Here is an 18116-nt window from a genome sequence, read left to right as displayed (position 1 = left end):
CTGATGGACCGAGACCCACCGGACAACCCTACGAGGAACTGTTCCGGTCGCGATCGCGGAGCCGTTGCTCGGTGATCTCGATCGCGGTGAAAAGTCCCTTCGCCTTGTTCAGTGTTTCGTTATATTCACTAGCCGGATCGCTGTCGTAGACCAGCCCGGCTCCCGCTTGAACGTAGGCGGTCTTGCCGGTCATGACCAGGGTTCGCAGCGCGATGCACGTGTCCATGTTGCCCGTGAAGTCGACGTAGCCGATCGCCCCGGCGTAGGGGCCACGACGATGCGGTTCCATCTCGTCGATCACCTCCATCGCCCGGACTTTCGGGGCGCCGCTGACCGTGCCCGCGGGCAAACAGGCCCACAGTGCATCGAGCGGCGAGAGATCCTTCCGCAGTTTCCCGGTCACGTTGCTGGTGATGTGCATGACGTGACTGTAGCGTTCGACGGTCATCACGTCGGCGAGCTTGACGGTGTCGAACTCCGAGACCCGGCCGACGTCATTGCGTCCCAAGTCGACCAGCATGATGTGCTCGGCACGCTCCTTGGGATCGGCGAGCAATTCCTCGGCCAGCGCCCGGTCCTCCTCGTCGCTGGCTCCGCGCTGACGCGTCCCGGCGAGGGGGCGGGTGGTGATCCAGCCGTTCTCGACGCGGACCATGATTTCGGGGGAACTGGCGACGAGCGTCACTTGTGGCGTCGTCAGGTAGACCATGAAGGGGCTCGGGTTGACGACCCGAAGCGTGCGGTAGATCTCGAAGGCGTCCGCCTCGGTCTCGGACTGAAACCGCTGGCTGAGGACGATCTGAAAAAAGTCCCCGGCGCGGATGTATTCCTTGCACTTTTCCACCGCCGCCATGAAGCCTTCACGCGTGAAATTCGAAGCGAACTCCCTGGTCGGTTCGATCTTCTTGGGCACATCGACCAAGTCGAGCGCGTGATCGCCGCGGTTGTCCAGCGTCGCGACAAGCTCGTCGACGCGGACGCCGGCCTTGCGGTAGCTACCCTCGACGTCATCGGGGTCGATGTGGGCAAGGACGATGACCAGGACCACCTTGGTGATGTGGTCGAAGACGATCATCTGGTCGTAGAAGCCGAACGAGAGATCGGCTAGGTCGCGATCGTCCGTGGGGGCGTTGGGGAGCGACTCGATGTAGCGGATCGCGTCGTAGCCGGCATAGCCGACGGCGCCGCCGGTGAAGCGGGGAAGTCCCGGCAAGTGCGGGGCACGATACTTCGCGATTAACGCGTTGAGTTCTTCGAGCGGAGCCTCGCTGGTGTGGGTTCGGGGGCCGTCGGCGTCCTCGAGCGTCACCTCGTTGCCCTTGGCTTCGAACCGCAAGAAAGGCCAACCGCCGATGAAGCTGTAGCGTCCGACTTTCTCGCCGCCGACGACGCTTTCGAAGAGGAAGGACCAATCCCCGGCGTCGAGCCGCGCGAAGGCGGAGACGGGAGTGAGGGTATCGCTAAAGAGTTGACGATAGACCGGCACCACGCTGTGGTCCGCGGCCAGTTCGCCAAAGGTCGTCAAATCAGGGTAATGCGCCATCGTTCTCGTCAAGACTTTGTGCCAATCGGACCGTTATATGCGATTTTTCGATCTTTCTCCGCGCCACTTCGTCGAAATGTTCCCCTCTCCGCGGGTCAGTTTCCGAACGCCACGTTGCAAGATTCCCCTCTCCCCGTGGGAGAGGGGCTAGGGGTGAGGGGGCTCTTCTTCGGCGAACCGCCATCTGTTTCAGAGCGTTTCATCCCCTCACCCGTCTCGCTTCGCTCACCGACCTCTCCCCGTGGGAGAGGTGAGGAATGCCCCTGTAGGTCAAGCCATTACCGGACGCGAGTTGCAAGGAGCACTGAAGTCACCAGTCCCAGTAGGCTCTGGTCGCGGTTCACGCATCGCTCTCTGGTAACTCGTTGTCAGGCAATGGCTTGACCTACGGAAAGTGGTGTCCCTCGATCATCACCTGGGAGGAGGTGGCCGGATTGACGGATTCCCTCCGCTTGGTCGCCAGGGCCTACTCGTGGGCTGTCTCCTGACCACAATACTCGGGACACGCACGATCACTTCGACCACCGACGAGGAGCCACCCTTGGCACGAGGAGAATGGGATTTCATCGCCTGGCTGCGGGAAAAGGTCGCTTCCGATCCGCGCCTGCGGGTCGGCATCGGTGATGACACCGCCGTCGTCACGAAAGGTTCGTCCGATCTGGTCGTGACCTGCGACATGTTGGTCGAGGGCGTTCACTTCGACCTGTCCCAGTGCACGCCCGCCGATGTCGGGCGCAAGGCGATGAACGTCAACCTGAGCGACATCGCGGCGATGGCGGCTCATCCTCGTTGGGCGGTCGTCGCGGTGGCGTTGCCTCGGGACCGGGGGCGAGGGCTCGCCGAAGGGGTGTACGAGGGGCTCTCCGCCGCGGCCGAACGATTCGGCGTGACGCTGATCGGCGGAGACACCAACTCCACGCCAAACGGTCTCGTCGTCAGCGTGACCTTGATCGGCGAGGTGACGGAGAAGGGGGCGGTGCTTCGCTCGGGGGCCAAGCCGGGTGACGTCCTCTGCGTGACGGGGCCATTGGGGTACAGCCTCGACGGCAAGCATCTCGCATTCACGCCGCGAGTGAGGGAGGCGCTCCTGTTGCACGAGCGGTACGAGCTTCACGCGATGATCGACTTGAGCGACGGCCTCGCCAGCGACCTCTTTCACCTCACCGACGAGAGCGGCTGCGGCGCGATCCTTGAGGCCGACGCGATTCCGATCAGGTCCGGTCCGGCCGACGATCGCTCGCCGCTAGAGCATGCCCTCGGGGACGGCGAGGATTTCGAGCTCCTTTTCGCGCTTGCGGAGGAGGAGGCGAAGAAGTTGCTGGAGGAGCAGCCGCTTGATTCCAGTGGGACACATATCTCAGAAGTTGGCAAGGCAACGCGAACTTCAGAGGTACTTCTCAGGTCAGGTCTAAGAGTGGAGCCGCTGAGGCGTGAGGGGTTTGTTCATAGGTGGTAGTGCGCTATGTTGGTAGACCGCATGGTGGTGGGTCAAATATTGTGATTGGTGATTATTTGGGATCGATGAACAAGTTTTCAGGTATAAAGTCCTTGGCGCCACAAGATGATGTCGTTAGTTTTGTCTTTAGCACAAGATGTGGTGCTCCTGGAGTCGAAGGATGTGCTCCAAGCTGGCGTCCCATGAGTTTCATGGTGCAGGAGTAATTGGTCAGTGCCGCAGGAAGAGAGCGGGGCTTGTGCTGAGAGATCCCCTCGCTTAGCGCTGGGAACAAGGAGGAGAATTAATGCGTCGCGTTTCATCGACTTTCTTGGTCGTAGGGGCTCTCATCTGCCTAACAACGGCACTCGCTGCAATTGCAGCGGAAGATGTTACCCCAAGTAAGGTTGAGCTCTCGGTTAAAGCTGCACGGCGGGTGACCGCGCTGCCTGGCCAAAAGACAGCGGGCACCACGTTCGCAGAGATCCCAATCGAGATCGTTGTCGAGAACGGCGATGAGATGAATGGGTTCTCTCAATCGGCCTTCAATCTCATCGTGCTTGGTCCCGATGGAAAACAAGTGGCGAAACAGTTCGTTCGCTGGGATGGGCCGCCGAAAAACATCAGAGACTTGCGACCTCTTAATCCAGGGGAACTCGTCAAGACTGACAGGACGATCCAATTTCACACCAAACCGGTTGAGATCGGAAAAGATTACGTGATTCTCGTCTCGGCATTTGGGCGCCTTGCGGGACAGGTTGTTACTTTCGAGTCGCCTGACGTTCAACTCCAGGCGAACTGACAATCCTTAACTCTTGGTGGCCGACATTGACGCCATGTCGGCCACCATTCTTCTGCATATTCCTCACATCATGCTGATCGGGTCGACGTCGGCGGTGAATTCCGTGTCGCCGGGGAGCTGAAGGTCTTTGATCGCCATTTCGAGAAGCTTCTGCCGTAGTGCTGGCTGGCGACTGTGGACCTGAAAGTGCATCCGGTAGTGATCCCGAAGCTTCGCCACGGGTGCGGGAGCCGGACCGAGCACGCGCACCGCGCCGGGTGGGAACTCCGAAAGACACGCCCGAAACCGTGCCGCGAGGATCTTGCTCGCGTGGCGGGCCACCTCTTCGTCCTTCGCCCGCACGATGACCCTCATCAGCGAATCGAAAGGCGGATAGCCGAACTCCTTGCGCGTCGGCATCTCCTCGTTCACGAAGCGATGATAGTCGTGCTTGGTCGCCGCGAGGATGGCCGGGTCGTCGGGGTTGAAGGTTTGCACCAGAACTCGTCCCGGCGTCTGCCCGCGCCCGGTACGACCGGCGACCTGGGCGATGAGTTGGAACGTCCGCTCCGAAGCCCGGAAGTCGGGAATGTTGCGTCCCGTGTCGGCGGTGACGACTCCGACGAGATGGACGTTGGGGAAGTCGAGACCCTTCGCGATCATCTGCGTTCCGAGCAGGATGTCGATCTCTCCCCGGCGGAAGGCGGTCAGCACTTTGTCATAGTGCGGCGCCGAACGCATCGTGTCGCTGTCCATGCGGGCGCAGCGGTAGTTTGGGAAGAGCGCCGTCACTTCCTCCTCGAGCCGTTCGGTGCCGATACCCGCATAGCGGATCGACGGCAAGCCGCAGCTCGAGCAGCGCGACGGGACGGGGAACTCGGCGTCGCAGAAATGGCACAGCAGCCGATCGAGCTTCTTGTGAAAGGTCAGCGAAATCTCGCAGTGCTCGCAGCTCTCGACGTGCCCGCATGAAGGGCACAGGATCGTCGTGGAGAAACCGCGGCGATTGAGAAAGAGGATCACTTGCCCCTTGGCGTCGACGGTTTCGATGACCGCTCGGCGGAGCACCCCGCTGAGAGCCCTGGCACCCGAACGGTACTCGTGCCTCATGTCGACGGTCGTGACGCGCGGCATCGGCAGGTTTTCGACCCGTTCGGGAAGTGAGAGAAGCTCGATCCGCCTCTGTCGCGCGGCGAGCCAACTTTCCAACGAAGGCGTCGCCGAGCCGAGAATGAGCGGGACGTTTTCGAGGCGACTGCGCTGGGCGGCGACGTCGCGGGCTTGATAGCGAGGCGTCGTCTCCTGCTTGAAGGTCGTCTCGTGCTCCTCGTCGATGACGATCAAGCCAAGATTGGGACAGGGGGCGAACAGGGCGCTGCGGGCGCCGATGACGACTTGGACCTCGCCGCGCGCGATTCGCTGCCAGTGCCAATGACGGTCGACGTCCGAAAGATGGCTGTGTAGGACGGCCACTTCGTCGAAACGCTGCCGGAAACGTTCGATCGTTTGCGGCGTGAGGCTGATCTCCGGGACGAGGACGATCGTCTCGCGCCCGAGCTTGACGACCTCGGCAATCGATTGAAGGTAGACCTCGGTCTTGCCGCTACCGGTAACGCCGTGCAGGAGGAAGGTTTTGGCGATCCCGTCACGAATGGCTCCGCCGATCGCGTCGACGGCGGCCTTTTGATGCGGATTGAGTGCTCGGGGGCGATCCCAGACGATCGGCGCCAGGACCGGCGGCCGCGAGTGGACGCGACGGCGCTCGCTGGTGGCCCATCCCTTGGTGACCAGGGCCTTGATGCAGTCGGCGCCGCAGCGGGCCGATTGAGCGAGTTCCTTGATGGTCGCCGGCCGCTTGAGGTCGATCAGGGATTCGAAGGCACGCTGCTGCTTGGCGGTAAGCTTGGCCTCGGGTCGTTTTTCTTCGGGAACTGGTTGAAGGAAGACCGTCCAGCGGGTGCCGCTTCGCTGCTTGACCGCGTGGGGCAGGACGGCGTCGAGGACCTGGCCCCAGCCGCAAGCGTAATAGTCCGCGATCCACTTGGTGAGCCGAAGCATCGAGGGGGTGAGCAAGGGGGCTTCGTCGAGGACCGCGGCGATCGACTTGAGCTTCTGGGTCGTGGGAGGCTCCTCGCTGACGCCGACACAGAACCCGGTGGTGCGGTTGTTTCCCCGGCCAAAGGGAGCGAGGACCCGTTTGCCGGCGAGGATCTTGCCGACCATGTCGACCGGAATGGCGTAGGTGAAGCTCTCGCGCAGCGGACGATTGAAGACGACCTGGGCGTAGAGCCCCGCGTCCTCGTCTTCGGGAGGCAGCTTGGCCTCGTCAAAGAGCTTGCGTTGCTGAGAGCGGGCCACGTCTTGTCGCCTCAGTCGATGGGAGGTTTCTTGATGGCCGGATGGTTGTTGAACAGATCGATGATGCGCTGGGTCTGTCGCCATGCCCGATAAGTGTCATTCCACGGCATGTACGTCGAGGCCCCGACCATGGCGGCAACAACGAGCACAAGACCCGCGATCGGGATCCAGGCCTTCCTCAACTGCGTCGCCCGGCCAAGGAGCCAGCCGAGCCCGAAGCCACCAAAATGCGCCGCATTGGCCACGCCGGGCATCAGCAGGCATAGCCCCAACCAAATGAACATGATCCAAACGACATTGGGGGCCAGCAGGGCAATCGCGAAGTCCTTGCGCCGCTTCAGTGCGAAGAGCAGTCCGAATAGGGCGTAGACGACTCCCGAGAGTCCGACGGCAGGGCCGACCGAGAGGAGGAACTCGGCCGCCATCGAGCCAACTCCCGTCAGCAGGACGAAGCCGAGAAAGAAAAAGTGTCCCATCCAGCTCTCGACATCGCGTCCGAAGTACCAGAACGCGAGAAGGTTGAACACGAGATGCATCGGGCTGGCGTGGAGAAAGACCGTCGTCGCGAACCGCCAGATCTCGCCCTTCCAGATGTCGATCGGCTGGTCGACGAGCCAATCGTGAAGCTGGGGGATCAGATAGAGTGCGATAGAGACGACGCAGATGCCGACGACGACCGCGGGAGGGAGGGTTCGCGAATGCTGTCGCAAAGGCCGATAGACATCGCGGTGGCGCTGGACACATTTCTGGCAGCGCAGCTCTTCCTTGAGCCCAAACATCTCCTCGCGAGGAGCTTCAACACCACATTCGACGCAGACCGGCATACCTTTCACGTTACACAAGGGGCCGTCGGATGTCTCCGTTGCTCAAAGGTCAGTTTCATGAACATTTTGTCCACTTTGGCGTTGATCGTGAACAGCCGTCCAATATACTGACGTACAGCAGGGAGGCCCGGGCTCGCATCGATTGTCGAGCCGATCCATGAAGGGAAGTGGAGGCCGTTCCTGCGCGGTTCAGGGAGGATACGGGCATGGCAGCGCGACCGAAACTCACCCAGCGTCAGCAAGAGGTCTACGACTTGATCGCGGAGAAGATCAGGTCACGCGGCTATGGTCCGACGGTGCGAGAGATCGCGACCGTCTTTTCGATCAAGTCTCCCAACGGCGTGATGTGCCATCTTCAGGCGCTCGAGAAGAAGGGGCTCATCAAGCGAGAGCCAAACATGTCGCGGGCGATCTCGTTGGTCGAGGACGAGGCGATGGCTCCCGGCATCCCCTTGGCGGGGGTGATCGCCGCCGGCTCGCCGATCGAGACCTACGAGCAGACCGAGCGGATCGACTTCGGCGACCTTTTTTCCTCGGAATCGCACTACGCCCTCCAGGTCCGGGGGCAGTCGATGATCGAGGATCACATCGACGAAGGCGACTACGTGATCGTTCACAAGCAGGAGACGGCACGCAACGGTCAGATCGTCGTCGCCCTGGTCGACGGAGAGGAAACGACGCTCAAACGCTTCTACAAGGAGCAGGGGCGTTTCCGTCTCGAGCCCGCCAACAGCGAGATGGAGTCGATTTACGCCGACCAAGTCGACATCCTGGGCATTGTCGTCGGGGTCATTCGGACGTTTGACCACGTCCGCTGAACTGCGTGGCGACGTCTCCGTCCTCTCGAGCATTTCTCCTGTCCGAACATCGGTGCGGGTTAGCTCTCTTTTGCCTTCCTTGGGAACCTCTTCAAGCTTCCACGTGTCCGCATTCCTAGAACGTTGACCAGAGGGAGCGATTCGACGTCCCTCCTTCGAGAATGAGATCAAGGAGCGTTTCCCTTGTCCAAGGGGAGCAGCTTGACGTCCCCCCTTGGCCAAGGGGGAGCAACTAGAGTGTTCCCTTTGAAGTTCGGGGAGCCAAGAGACGGTCTTCGGTCATTCGGGAGTGGTGTGAAGCATGGACCTCATGGAGAAGCTTGTCTCACTGTGCAAGCGACGGGGCTTTATTTTCCCTTCGAGCGAGATCTACGGCGGTCTCAACGGCTGTTGGGACTACGGTCCTCTCGGCGTGGAGCTCAAACGGAACATCAAGAATGTCTGGTGGCACGACATGGTCGTCGGCCATGACGATCTCGCGGTCCTTCCCGGCGCTCCGTCTCCCTACTCGATGGTCGGACTCGACTGTTCGATCCTGATGAATCCCCGCGTTTGGGAAGCTAGCGGCCACGTGGGTGGCTTCTCCGATCCGATGATCGACTGCACCGAGAGCAAGAAACGCTACCGGGCCGATCAACTCGTCGTTCTCGCGCTCGACGTGAAGGAGGGTCCGATGGTCGCCTTCGCCGAAGGTGACGACGAGGCCCAGAAGGGCGCCGAGAAGCGACTCGCGAAACTCCTCAAGACCAAGGCCCCGCTCGAAGGCTTGCAAATCGTTCCCTTGCTCGATGTCGGCAAGGAGAATTTCGAGAAGGTCGTCGGTCCCGACGTCGCGAAGCCCGGCACGCTCACCGAGCCGCGCGCCTTCAACCTCATGTTTAAGACGCACGTCGGCGCCCTCGAGGACAGTTCGAGCGTCGCGTACCTGCGTCCGGAGACCGCCCAGGGCATCTTCGTCAACTTCAAGAACGTCTGCGACACCGCGCGGGTCCGGATTCCCTTCGGCATCGCCCAGATCGGCAAGTCGTTTCGCAACGAGATCAACCCGAGAAACTTCACCTTCCGCAGCCGTGAATTCGAGCAGATGGAGATCGAGTTCTTCTGCACCGCCGAGAATGCCGACCAGTGGTACGAGCACTGGCGCGAGCGGCGCTACAAGTGGTATGTGGATCTCGGACTGAAGAGCGAACGGCTGATCCTCCGAGAGCACTGCGCCGACGAACTGGCTCACTACGCCAGTGGTTGTGCCGACGTCGAGTACGAGTTCCCCTTCGGTGTGAGCGAGCTCGAGGGCATCGCCAACCGAACCGACTTCGACCTCAAGCAGCACATGGAGTACAGCGGCCGAGACCTGCAGTTCTTCGACGACCAAATCGCCGACAAGGAGAAGCGGCGCTTCGTGCCGTACGTGATCGAGCCCTCCGCCGGCGCCGATCGGGCGACGCTCGCCTTTTTGTGCGAGGCCTACACCGAAGACGAGATTGGTGGCGAGAAGCGGACGGTGATGAAGTTTCATCCGAAGCTGGCACCGATCAAGGTGGCCGTTCTTCCCTTGGTCAAGAAGGACGGCATGCCGGAGAAAGCGGCCGAGATCTATCGTCGGCTCCGCAAGCGTTGGAGCGTCTTCTTCGACGACAAGGGAGCGATCGGTCGACGCTATCGCCGACAGGACGAAGCGGGCACGCCGTTTTGCGTGACGATCGACGGCCAAACGCTCGACGATGGGACCGTGACGCTTCGCGATCGGGACTCCACCGAGCAGACCCGCGTCGCGGTCGACGAACTCGAAGCCCAAGTCGCCGAACGGATCAACGCGTAGGCGATGCGTTGTTGTTCATAGGGTGGGTCTCGACCCACCATTTGGCCTTGGGCTCCGTCTCAAAAGTCGGCTCTGGCTTCGACTGGTTGCATTGGCACGGGGTTTAGTCAGGCTGCATCGACGAATCCAGTGGATTCGCCTGCTTCGCCGTCCTCGCCCCGCGCCGATTCGCCCAGTCTCGGGCCGACGACCGACTATTGAGACGAAGCCTGGTGCTCTGGTCCGACTTAACGATTGCGGTGGCGTAGAGCTAACCTCTTGGCACTGGCCGACAAGCAGTCAGTGGCACTTGAAAATCGGAATGGACCGGCGCGCTCGTGTGCTTCGCATGCCCAGGTTGACGCGCGATCTGGGATACCCAAGAGAGGAGTTGCTGGGCGTTGTTCCAGCCAACGATAGGCACGAATAGCAGCATGGCGTCCACGAAGAAAGTCACGGTCCCGGTCTTCGTCTCCCGCAAGGAATCGGGGGAGAAGATCACTGTCCTGACCGCCTACGACCATCCGACCGCCCAGCTCTTCGACGAGAGGGGCGTCGACTGTCTCCTGGTCGGGGACACGCTCGGAATGGTTGTGCAGGGTCACGACTCGACGCTTCCGGTGACGATGGACGAGATGGTCTATCACACCAGTCTCGTCTCCCGAGGGGCGAAACGCTCTCTCGTCGTCGGGGACATGCCCTTTTTGAGCTACCACACCGGCGTCGACGAAGCGGTTCGCAACGCCGGCCGGCTGATCAAGGAGGGCGGGGCGGACGCGGTCAAGCTCGAAGGGGGCGTGGTTCGCGCCGAGACAATCCGGGCGATCGTCGATGCCGAGATTCCCTTGATGGGGCATATCGGACTGACGCCGCAGTCGATCCGGCGGCTCGGACGTTACCACGTCCAGCGCGACGCCGAAGCTATCTTGGCGGACGCGAAGGCGATCGAACACGCTGGGGCCTTCGCGGTCGTGCTCGAGTCGGTCCCCCTCGAATTGGGACGAGCGGTGACCGAGGCGCTGAACATTCCCACCATCGGTATCGGCGCCGGGCCTCATTGCGACGGCCAAGTCTTGGTCTGGCAGGACGCGTTCGGGCTGAACGACGACTTCACCGCTCGCTTTGTGAAACGCTTCGCCGATCTGCGCACGGAGTTCTCCAAGGGAGTCGATGCGTACATCCGGGAAGTGAAGGAGGGAACCTTCCCCTCCTCCGACAACAGCTACCGCTAGCCGACAACCCTCTCCTGACCGTGTCCCCCGGATTCCGTACTACGTGCGTGATCCGGTTCGTAGGCGCTTTCGGCAACCACGATTTGGGGATAGCCGCTCCGGTCGATCGCTCGGAGTGTGGAAAAGGGGAGCGTAGCCGTCGGCCTCGCGAGGAACCTCCCTAGGAGAAACGTCGCTCCGACTGGCCCTCCCCGCCGATCTGATACAATGACGACATCGAGCGGTGGCGGACGGCGATTCGCCTCCAACGCCTCTGCTCGATAGCAACCCGATGGCAGAACGCGAGTTGCAATGGATCCCGGACCAATCTAGAGTGTCGCCATGGCTTGTCGGGGACACTACCAGGAGTCGATGACCGTCTCATGGGCATTTCACTGAAGACCGATGTTTCCTTCCAACGCTGTATCAACCCGCGCTGCGGGAAGGAATTCGGCATTACCGATGGTCATGTCCGCTGTCCGGAGTGCTCCTCGCTGCTCGATGTGGTCTACGATTGGGACCGCTTGCCCGTCCCCGGCTCGCTCAAGGATTTCGAAGCGAAGTGGAGTCGGCGCAACGACCCGCTCGCCTTTAGCGGTGTTTGGCGTTTCCACGAACTGCTTCCGTTTGCCGCCCCCGAGTACGTCGTCACGATCGGCGAAGGCCAGACGCTGATGCGCAACTCCGCTCGGGCGTCGAAGTACGTCGGCATCGACGAGGGGAATCTCTACCTGCAGTACGAGGGGATGAACCCGTCGGGGAGCTTCAAAGACAACGGCATGACCGCCGCGTTCACGCACGCCAACATCGTCGGCGCGCGCCGGGCGGCCTGTGCGAGTACCGGCAACACGAGCGCCTCGTTGGCGGTTTTCTGTTCCGCGCACGGATCGATGAAGGCGATTATCTTCGTCGGCAGCGGCAAGATCGCCTACGGGAAGCTCGCCCAGGCGCTCGATCACGGCGCCCTGACGGTTCAGATCGCCGGCGACTTCGACGACGCGATGACCGCGGTTCAGGAGGTCTCGCGCCGACTGGGCATTTATCTGGTCAACAGCGTCAACGGCTTCCGCCTGGAAGGCCAGAAGACGATCATGTACCGGGTCCTCGAGGGGCTCAATTGGGAGGTTCCCGACTGGATCGTCGTACCGGGAGGCAATCTCGGCAACTCCAGCGCCTTCGGCAAGGCCTTCATCGAACTGAAGGAACTTGGGCTGATCGACCGCATGCCGCGGCTGGCGGTCATCAACGCGGCCGGGGCCAACACGCTGTATCAACTCTATGAGGAGCGTCAGCTCCGTTGGCACGACGGCTACGGCGATGACGAACTGGTCGATCAGTTCTTCGACGACATGACCGAGCGAAACGCCCGGGCCTCGACGATTGCCAGCGCCATCGAGATCAATCGGCCCGTCAACTTGCCCAAGTGCCTCCGGGCGCTCGATGCCTGTTCGGGCGTCGTGCGGGAAGCGACCGATCAACAGATCCTCGACGCGAAGGCGATGGTCGGAGCAGGGGGGCTCGGTTGCGAACCGGCCAGCGGCGCGAGCGTCGCGGGCGCGAAGATTCTGCGCGATCAGGGGATCATCGCTCCCAGCGATCGCGTGGTCTGTGTTCTGACCGGCCACCAGCTCAAGGATCCGACCGTGACCGTCGCCTACCACAGTGGCGATCGCGACTTGTTCAACGAGGTCCTCGTCCAGCGGGGCGTCAAACGGGCCCAACACGCCAATCGCCCGGTTCAGGCCGCCAACGATCTCAACGAGATCATCAAAGCGATCGAACTGAACGTCTAGCCCCTTTGGCTCCCTGGGGGACCGGACGGGTTGCATTGACGCGAATCCCTTCGGCGGTAAGCTGCTTGCTGGTACTTTTCCGACGATTCCATCTCTCATGGGAGACCGCTGCATGCCCGATCAGGATGGCCCACTGATTGGCATCGACTTGGGAACCACCTACTGTGCGGTGGCGACGATCGACCCCCACGGTCGGCCTTCCTGTCTCCAGAACGGCGACGGCGATCTCACCACCCCGAGCGTGGTCTACTTTGAGGAAAAGGGACCGGCGATCGTCGGTAAGGAAGCCCTCAAGGCGGGTCTTTCCGATCCCGAGCACATGGTCGATCTCGTCAAACGCGAGATGGGCAAGGAGTTCTACCACAAGCCGATTCGCGACAAGAAGCTTCCTCCCTCGGCGATCTCCGGCGTCATTCTCCACCGGCTCATCGAGGATGCCCAAGCCAGCGTCGGACCGTTCAAACGGGCGGTCGTCACGGTGCCGGCCTACTTCAACGAGCCGAGGCGTAAAGCGACGATCGACGCCGCCCACATGGCGGGTCTTGAGCAAGTCGAACTCCTCAACGAGCCAACCGCCGCGGCGCTGGCGTTCGGGTTCGAAATGGGCGCTTTCACCGAGAAGGCGGAGATCTCCCAAGTTCAGACCAAGATCCCCGGACAGTTTCACCTCCTCGTCTACGACTTGGGCGGCGGCACCTTCGACGTCACCCTGATGCGGATCAAGGACCGCCATTTCCAGGCCCTCGTCTGCGACGGCGACGTCCAGCTCGGCGGCAAGGACTGGGACATGCGGCTGGTCAAGGACGCGATCCAGGCATTTCATGCGGAGTTCGAGTTGAACCTCGCGGAGGATGCCGAGGTGATGGCGGACCTGACGCAGCAAGTCGAGGATTTGAAGAGGACCCTCAGTCAGCGCGAACGCTCGACGCTACGGCTCAACTACCAGGGGAAGAAGCTCAACGGGGACATCACCCGCGATCACTTTCGTTCCATCACCGCCGATCTACTTGGACGGACCCGGCTGACGTGCGAGCTGGTAATGATGGAAGCGAAGATGGATTGGGACAAGATGGACGCGATCCTGCTGGTGGGGGGCTCTTCGCGGATGCCGATGGTGCACGACATGCTCGTGGACCTGACCGGGATCGAACCGAGCCGAACGGTCTCGCCCGATCTCGCGGTGGCCCAGGGAGCGGCCCTCTACGCTCAGATGCTCTGGGGGTCGGAGGAGTCGACCGAGATCACCGAGAAGGTTCGCCAGAAGAAGCTGCTCGCGAAGATCACCGATGTCAACTCGCACTCGATGGGAGTCGTGGGCTGGGATCGGAAGACGAATCGGCGCAAAGTGTCGGTCATTATTCCCAAAAACACGCCCATTCCGCACTCAAACAGTAAGGTATTCCGCACGAAATCGACCGGACAGTCGAAGATTTTCTTCCAGATCGTCGAAGGGGAGTCGCACTCGCCGGAGGACTGCGCGCTGATCGGCGAGTGCCGTTTGGTGGGGTTGCCGAAGAACTTGCCCGCCGACTGGCCGGTGACGATTACCTTCGCGTACCGGCGGGATGGTCGGATCTTCGTCGAGGCCGCGGTGAAGGGTTCCGAGCCGTTCCAGCTCGAGATCGACCGCAACCAGAAGATCAGCGACGCGGAGCTCGAGGACTGGGCCAGCGAGTTGATCGGCGATTTCAACGCCGACAACGGCTTCAAGGATCGCGGCGCCAGCGGCGCCGAGGATCCCGACGTCTCCAAATCCCGCGCCGCTCTCCCCCCGAGTAAAATCACCACCGCCAACGTCTCGAAGAAGACACCCCCGAAGAAAGGGTGAGTAGGACGTCGCTCCACATGTTGCACGGGATGGTTATCGGCCAGCTTCGCCAAGTTGGATGGTCAATGCTCTGCCGATCAACGCCAAGACGCCCTTGTTTGCATCAATCACCAGGCGAAGGCCCCCTTCGTGGCCGCGAATCGAGGCATCGAGCTTGAAGTCGAGGTCCCGTCGCGCCATGACGGTCCTAATCCTATTGTCCATGTCTTTGAGGCGCCAAATGGTCTCGGGATTCATGAACCCCAGCGCGTAGCATAGCGCCGAGACATCAACGTGGAGACGAACGATGGCGTCGGACTTTCGTGGCGAGACTTCATGAAGAAAGTTGATCTGTTCCTGGATGGCTAGCGCTCCATCATCGCAGACGTGAACGTGGATGAGCTTCGTTTCCGATCCCGCCGTGGCGAAATCGTCGACGTAATATTCATCGATCTCGCGCTCGATTGGCCGGTGTTGTCGAACGAAGAATTCGCGATGTTCGGTCGCTTTCCTTGGAGCATACTCGTCGATTCGGCTGCGGAAGTAGGCATCGTAGGTTTCGCTGAATTGGGTTGCGAACTCTCGGCCACGTGAGGTTTCAAGAACGGAACTGTACTCCAATTTTCCGTTCTCGCCATCGACGAGGAACGCGAAGTCCACAGTTCCCGCCTTCATGCGATCCTGCACGAGATCGGAGTAGATCTGGACAATCTGCGCCCATGTGGTGAGAGTCGACTGGCGTCGGGCGTCCTTTCTCTCCTCCGCCAACTGGCGAGAGTGCTTGGCGTCACTTTGGAGGAAGGCGTCGAGGTTGATCAATCCCTCCTTGATCGGTCCCTTCACGGGGACGCCAACCACTAGGGCGAAGGGTGTCGCTTCATCCAAAAGGTGCGTCAAACGCCCTTGCGTGTTGTCGAGTGTCTTGATGAACTCGGCGTATCGAAATTCGTCCAATGCCGTCGCGTCGATCGTGAGGGCAATGTTCCCATTCTCCTGGTCGAAGCGGTACGCGAGACGAATCTCGTCTCCCGCGCGCAGAAAGTCGACTCCGTAGTTCATTTGCGCCGTTAGCAGCGCCATTCCCAGAAGCTCAAGCGGTGACGGCGGACGACCAAAGCTATTGATGGCTTTGGCAAATACCTGCTCCGCGCGATGGACGATGTCCTCTCTGGCCCACTCCGGGGCGGCTTGAATGTCGAGCGTTGCCACCAAGTCCGCATCACCGACGCGAGTGAGCAAGTCCTCGTTGGGATCCTCGGAAGGCAACTTCGAAGCCTTCACTGTCGTGGCCGCGACCAGCCAGCCCTTCCCCAGACGAAAGTAGATCTCTGGCAAGGGACGCGGTGGCGAGAGGCTGAAGATTCCCTTTCCGATCTCTCTTGGCTTGGAGGGAAGACTCTCAAGCAGTCGTAGCGCCTGGCCTTCGTCGGCAACCGGAACGAGGAGCCGCGCGACGGACGTCTTGTCCTCAAAACGAAATGTCGCGCCGAGCGGCCGCTTGGTATCGACACCGAACGCACGTTCGGCCACGCCAAGGGACATGATCGCGTCAAGCTGCTGGGCCAAATCGGGACGATCGCCGAGCTTGAGCAGATAGCTGGCTTGATCCTTGAAGGTTTGCAGGCTCTTGGCGGTCACCGTCAGGATCGGCGCGTCGGGACCGGGGGGATTGTCGTCGCCGATGCTGGTGCCACCGGCAACGAGGATTGTGAAAACAGCAATGACGCGACGATAGCGTCCTAGCGGTCTACTGCCCAGCATTGCCCATTCCTTCTCGGAAGCCGATGGCGAAGTTCTTGGCGAGGAAGGCGAGGGCGACGCCGCCGCCGTGAAGCCGGAGTTGCAAGCCGGTGGGGGTCGCGTGGAGGGCGAGCGAGACGATCGGGTCGAGGTCCTTTCGGTTGACCGCGTCGGTCATGATCTGCTGCATCTGCGGGTCCATCTCGGCTCGATCCCAACCGACTTGCTTGGTGAAGCTACGCAAGTCCATCTGAAACTCGACCAACGGGGTCGAGGAGGGCTTCTGCTGGGCTTGGAACTCGGCGATCATCTGCTTGATCTGGGTCAGCGCGTCGGCCTGTCCGGTGAAGAAGAGGAGCGTCTTTTCGTTCCCGGCCAGCCCGACTTGGAACTTCTCCAGGCCCTTGCCCTCGGGGGCGGCTTGGAACTCCGTGGAGACGAAGACCTCGAAGCCGTCCTGCTGTTGGTTGATCGTCTTGGTTTGGGGCGAATTCTCCTGCTTGATGATGTCGGCAAAGACCTTCACGAAGGTCCGACTCTCCGCAACACCGACAAAGACCCCGATGTTCGGCTTGTCTTGCTTGCCGCCGACGGTGAGCCGCAGATCGAAGCGTCCTTCATCGACGGTCTTTTGCAGCGGGCCCAGGAGGGTGCGGACTTGCTGCGCCATCGTGGCGCCGTTGGGTTTCGCCGCTTCCTCGTCCGCTTTTCTCTTCGCCTCGTCGATCAACAGCAGCGAGAGTTCGCGAAGGGGGCCCTGGATCGGCACGCCGACCATGAACGCCATCGGGGCCGCTTCGTTCTTGACGCCCGAGAAGCGGCCGTGAAAGGCGTGCAGCAACTCGAAACCGGTCGCCAGCGGAGTTCCCGGCTTGGCGGAAAGGTCCACGCCGAAGTCGAGCGACTGCGTCGCCGGCGCGAGACGATAGAAGAGACGAAGCTTCTGGCCTTGGGAGACGAGCATCTTCATCGTGGTGATGAAGGTTTGCAAACCGAGCTGCCGTGCCCGGAAAGAGATCTCGCTCTCGCCCGGCCTCTTGGGCTCGAACTCCTCGACTTTCTCCTTGAGCCCCATTTCAAAGCCCTGCTGAAACTGCTCCATCAACGGGGCGGGAACGGCGCTTAGGTCGAAGCTCACTTCGATGTCGTCCTTGCCGAGACGCTCCTTGAGCATCGGCAGCGGATTGATGCCGTCCATGGGGATCAACGTCTTTGGGGAGAGAGCTCCGTAGGCCCACTGCTCGCCAAACTTGACAAAGAGCGGCGGGAAGGGGGGAGGCAGCAGCAGTTGGTAGATGCCGGTCGCTCCCTTCTGTGGACGCATCGGGAGGCTCTTGAACATGTTCTCCGCTTGACCACCCGCCTTGATCGGCACCCAGATGCGACCATCGGGGCGATCCTTGTCCATCCAGACGGAAATGCCGAAGGGACGTTTGGTATCGAGACCGATTCCCCGCTCGATGACCCCGAAGGACATGAAGCTCTCGACCTGTTCGGCCAAGTCGGGAGCATCGCCGAGATTGAGCAGGAACTTGAACTGCTCCTTGAAGGTCACGAGGCTCTGCACCGACGCGGTGGCGAGCGGCTTTGGTTGGTCCTGGGCTTGAGCAATCGGTGCGAAGAGGCCCTGCGCGGCCAGCATGGTGACGAGGCAGAGCGTTCGGAAACTCGGACGCATGGATCATATCCCTCGAGGTGTTTTCCCGGGAATCCCTCCCGGTCGGTCCTCAAAGGCTACCGAGCCCAGCGCTCAAAGACAAGACAGGGTCGCGATTGCGTCGAGGAGGAGTCTGTTCGAGGAAAGCCAACGAGTGAACGAAAACCAACGGTCGCGTCAACGTTTGCGGGGGCGCGTTTTCGTTTGAATCAATGCGTTGGCACAACGAATGTCTCTTTGGTCATGCCCACGCAAGCATGTGTCCCCGTCGCATGCCCACGCAAGCGTGTGTCCTCGTCGCATGCCCACGCAAGCGTGAGCATGGCACCCAGAACTGTCCTTGGGAACAAG

The 18116-nt window shown here is 61.2% G+C and carries 12 protein-coding genes; 7 read left to right on the top strand and 5 right to left on the bottom strand.

The annotated features are described in order from the left end of the window. Nucleotides 1-28: 28 nt before the first annotated feature. On the bottom strand, nucleotides 29-1543 hold the full coding sequence (gene trpE, locus Pan216_RS15210; RefSeq protein WP_145259001.1) for an anthranilate synthase component I: 1515 nt from the start codon (nucleotides 1541-1543) through the stop codon (nucleotides 29-31). Nucleotides 1544-2084: 541 nt separating this feature from the next. Between trpE and Pan216_RS15205 the strand changes: the two genes are divergently transcribed. Next, the gene (locus Pan216_RS15205; RefSeq protein ID WP_145258999.1) at nucleotides 2085-2999 is read left to right on the top strand and encodes a thiamine-phosphate kinase; all 915 of its coding nucleotides are present in this window, start codon (nucleotides 2085-2087) and stop codon (nucleotides 2997-2999) included. 286 nt (nucleotides 3000-3285) lie between these two features. Then, nucleotides 3286-3780 (top strand): hypothetical protein, encoded by a 495-nt coding sequence (locus Pan216_RS15200; protein ID WP_145258997.1) that lies wholly within the window; start codon nucleotides 3286-3288, stop codon nucleotides 3778-3780. Nucleotides 3781-3843: 63 nt separating this feature from the next. On the opposite strand, the gene priA is transcribed toward Pan216_RS15200, so the two are convergent. After that, on the bottom strand, nucleotides 3844-6117 hold the full coding sequence (gene priA / locus Pan216_RS15195; protein ID WP_419192563.1) for a replication restart helicase PriA: 2274 nt from the start codon (nucleotides 6115-6117) through the stop codon (nucleotides 3844-3846). Nucleotides 6118-6128: 11 nt separating this feature from the next. Next, nucleotides 6129-6941 (bottom strand): rhomboid family intramembrane serine protease, encoded by an 813-nt coding sequence (locus Pan216_RS15190; RefSeq protein ID WP_145258993.1) that lies wholly within the window; start codon nucleotides 6939-6941, stop codon nucleotides 6129-6131. Nucleotides 6942-7147: 206 nt separating this feature from the next. Here Pan216_RS15190 and lexA point away from each other — a divergent pair, with 206 nt between their 5' ends. From lexA to Pan216_RS15165, 5 genes are all read left to right on the top strand, one after another. Further along, nucleotides 7148-7759 carry a transcriptional repressor LexA gene (gene lexA / locus Pan216_RS15185; RefSeq protein WP_145258992.1) on the top strand — a complete coding sequence of 204 codons (612 nt, stop codon included), beginning with the start codon at nucleotides 7148-7150 and terminating at the stop codon, nucleotides 7757-7759. 301 nt (nucleotides 7760-8060) lie between these two features. Next, nucleotides 8061-9578, top strand: a complete 1518-nt coding sequence (locus Pan216_RS15180; protein ID WP_145258990.1) for a glycine--tRNA ligase — start codon at nucleotides 8061-8063, stop codon at nucleotides 9576-9578. 413 nt (nucleotides 9579-9991) lie between these two features. Beyond that, complete coding sequence (panB, locus tag Pan216_RS15175) at nucleotides 9992-10789, top strand: 3-methyl-2-oxobutanoate hydroxymethyltransferase (protein ID WP_145258988.1); 798 nt, start codon at nucleotides 9992-9994, stop codon at nucleotides 10787-10789. A 362-nt stretch (nucleotides 10790-11151) separates the two neighbouring features. After that, nucleotides 11152-12561, top strand: a complete 1410-nt coding sequence (gene thrC / locus Pan216_RS15170; protein WP_145258986.1) for a threonine synthase — start codon at nucleotides 11152-11154, stop codon at nucleotides 12559-12561. Between the two features lie 112 nt (nucleotides 12562-12673). Then, nucleotides 12674-14389, top strand: coding sequence for an Hsp70 family protein (locus tag Pan216_RS15165; protein WP_419192562.1), 1716 nt, complete (start codon nucleotides 12674-12676; stop codon nucleotides 14387-14389). Between the two features lie 33 nt (nucleotides 14390-14422). On the opposite strand, the gene Pan216_RS15160 is transcribed toward Pan216_RS15165, so the two are convergent. Together Pan216_RS15160 and Pan216_RS15155 are read right to left on the bottom strand one after the other, a co-directional pair. Continuing rightward, nucleotides 14423-16129, bottom strand: a complete 1707-nt coding sequence (locus Pan216_RS15160; protein WP_145258983.1) for a hypothetical protein — start codon at nucleotides 16127-16129, stop codon at nucleotides 14423-14425. Beyond that, the gene (locus Pan216_RS15155) at nucleotides 16116-17786 is read right to left on the bottom strand and encodes a hypothetical protein (protein WP_145258981.1); all 1671 of its coding nucleotides are present in this window, start codon (nucleotides 17784-17786) and stop codon (nucleotides 16116-16118) included. The genes Pan216_RS15160 and Pan216_RS15155 overlap by 14 nt, the downstream gene beginning before the upstream one ends. Nucleotides 17787-18116: the final 330 nt, after the last annotated feature.

The sequence above is a fragment of the Kolteria novifilia genome (genome assembly GCA_007748055.1).
GTDB lineage: Bacteria > Planctomycetota > Planctomycetia > Kolteriales > Kolteriaceae > Kolteria > Kolteria novifilia.
Note: the sequence above shows the minus strand (reverse complement) of the source record. Positions and strands in the feature narration are given on the sequence as shown.

Excerpts from the sequence above, each read along its gene's own strand:
- trpE (WP_145259001.1), bottom strand. The coding sequence starts at position 1,543 with ATGGCGCATTACCCTGATTTGACGACCTTTGGCGAACTGGCCGCGGAC.
- Pan216_RS15200 (WP_145258997.1), top strand. The coding sequence starts at position 3,286 with ATGCGTCGCGTTTCATCGACTTTCTTGGTCGTAGGGGCTCTCATCTGC.
- Pan216_RS15190 (WP_145258993.1), bottom strand. The coding sequence starts at position 6,941 with ATGCCGGTCTGCGTCGAATGTGGTGTTGAAGCTCCTCGCGAGGAGATG.
- lexA (WP_145258992.1), top strand. The coding sequence starts at position 7,148 with ATGGCAGCGCGACCGAAACTCACCCAGCGTCAGCAAGAGGTCTACGAC.
- Pan216_RS15180 (WP_145258990.1), top strand. The coding sequence starts at position 8,061 with ATGGACCTCATGGAGAAGCTTGTCTCACTGTGCAAGCGACGGGGCTTT.
- panB (WP_145258988.1), top strand. The coding sequence starts at position 9,992 with ATGGCGTCCACGAAGAAAGTCACGGTCCCGGTCTTCGTCTCCCGCAAG.
- thrC (WP_145258986.1), top strand. The coding sequence starts at position 11,152 with ATGGGCATTTCACTGAAGACCGATGTTTCCTTCCAACGCTGTATCAAC.
- Pan216_RS15165 (WP_419192562.1), top strand. The coding sequence starts at position 12,674 with ATGCCCGATCAGGATGGCCCACTGATTGGCATCGACTTGGGAACCACC.
- Pan216_RS15160 (WP_145258983.1), bottom strand. The coding sequence starts at position 16,129 with ATGCTGGGCAGTAGACCGCTAGGACGCTATCGTCGCGTCATTGCTGTT.
- Pan216_RS15155 (WP_145258981.1), bottom strand. The coding sequence starts at position 17,786 with ATGCGTCCGAGTTTCCGAACGCTCTGCCTCGTCACCATGCTGGCCGCG.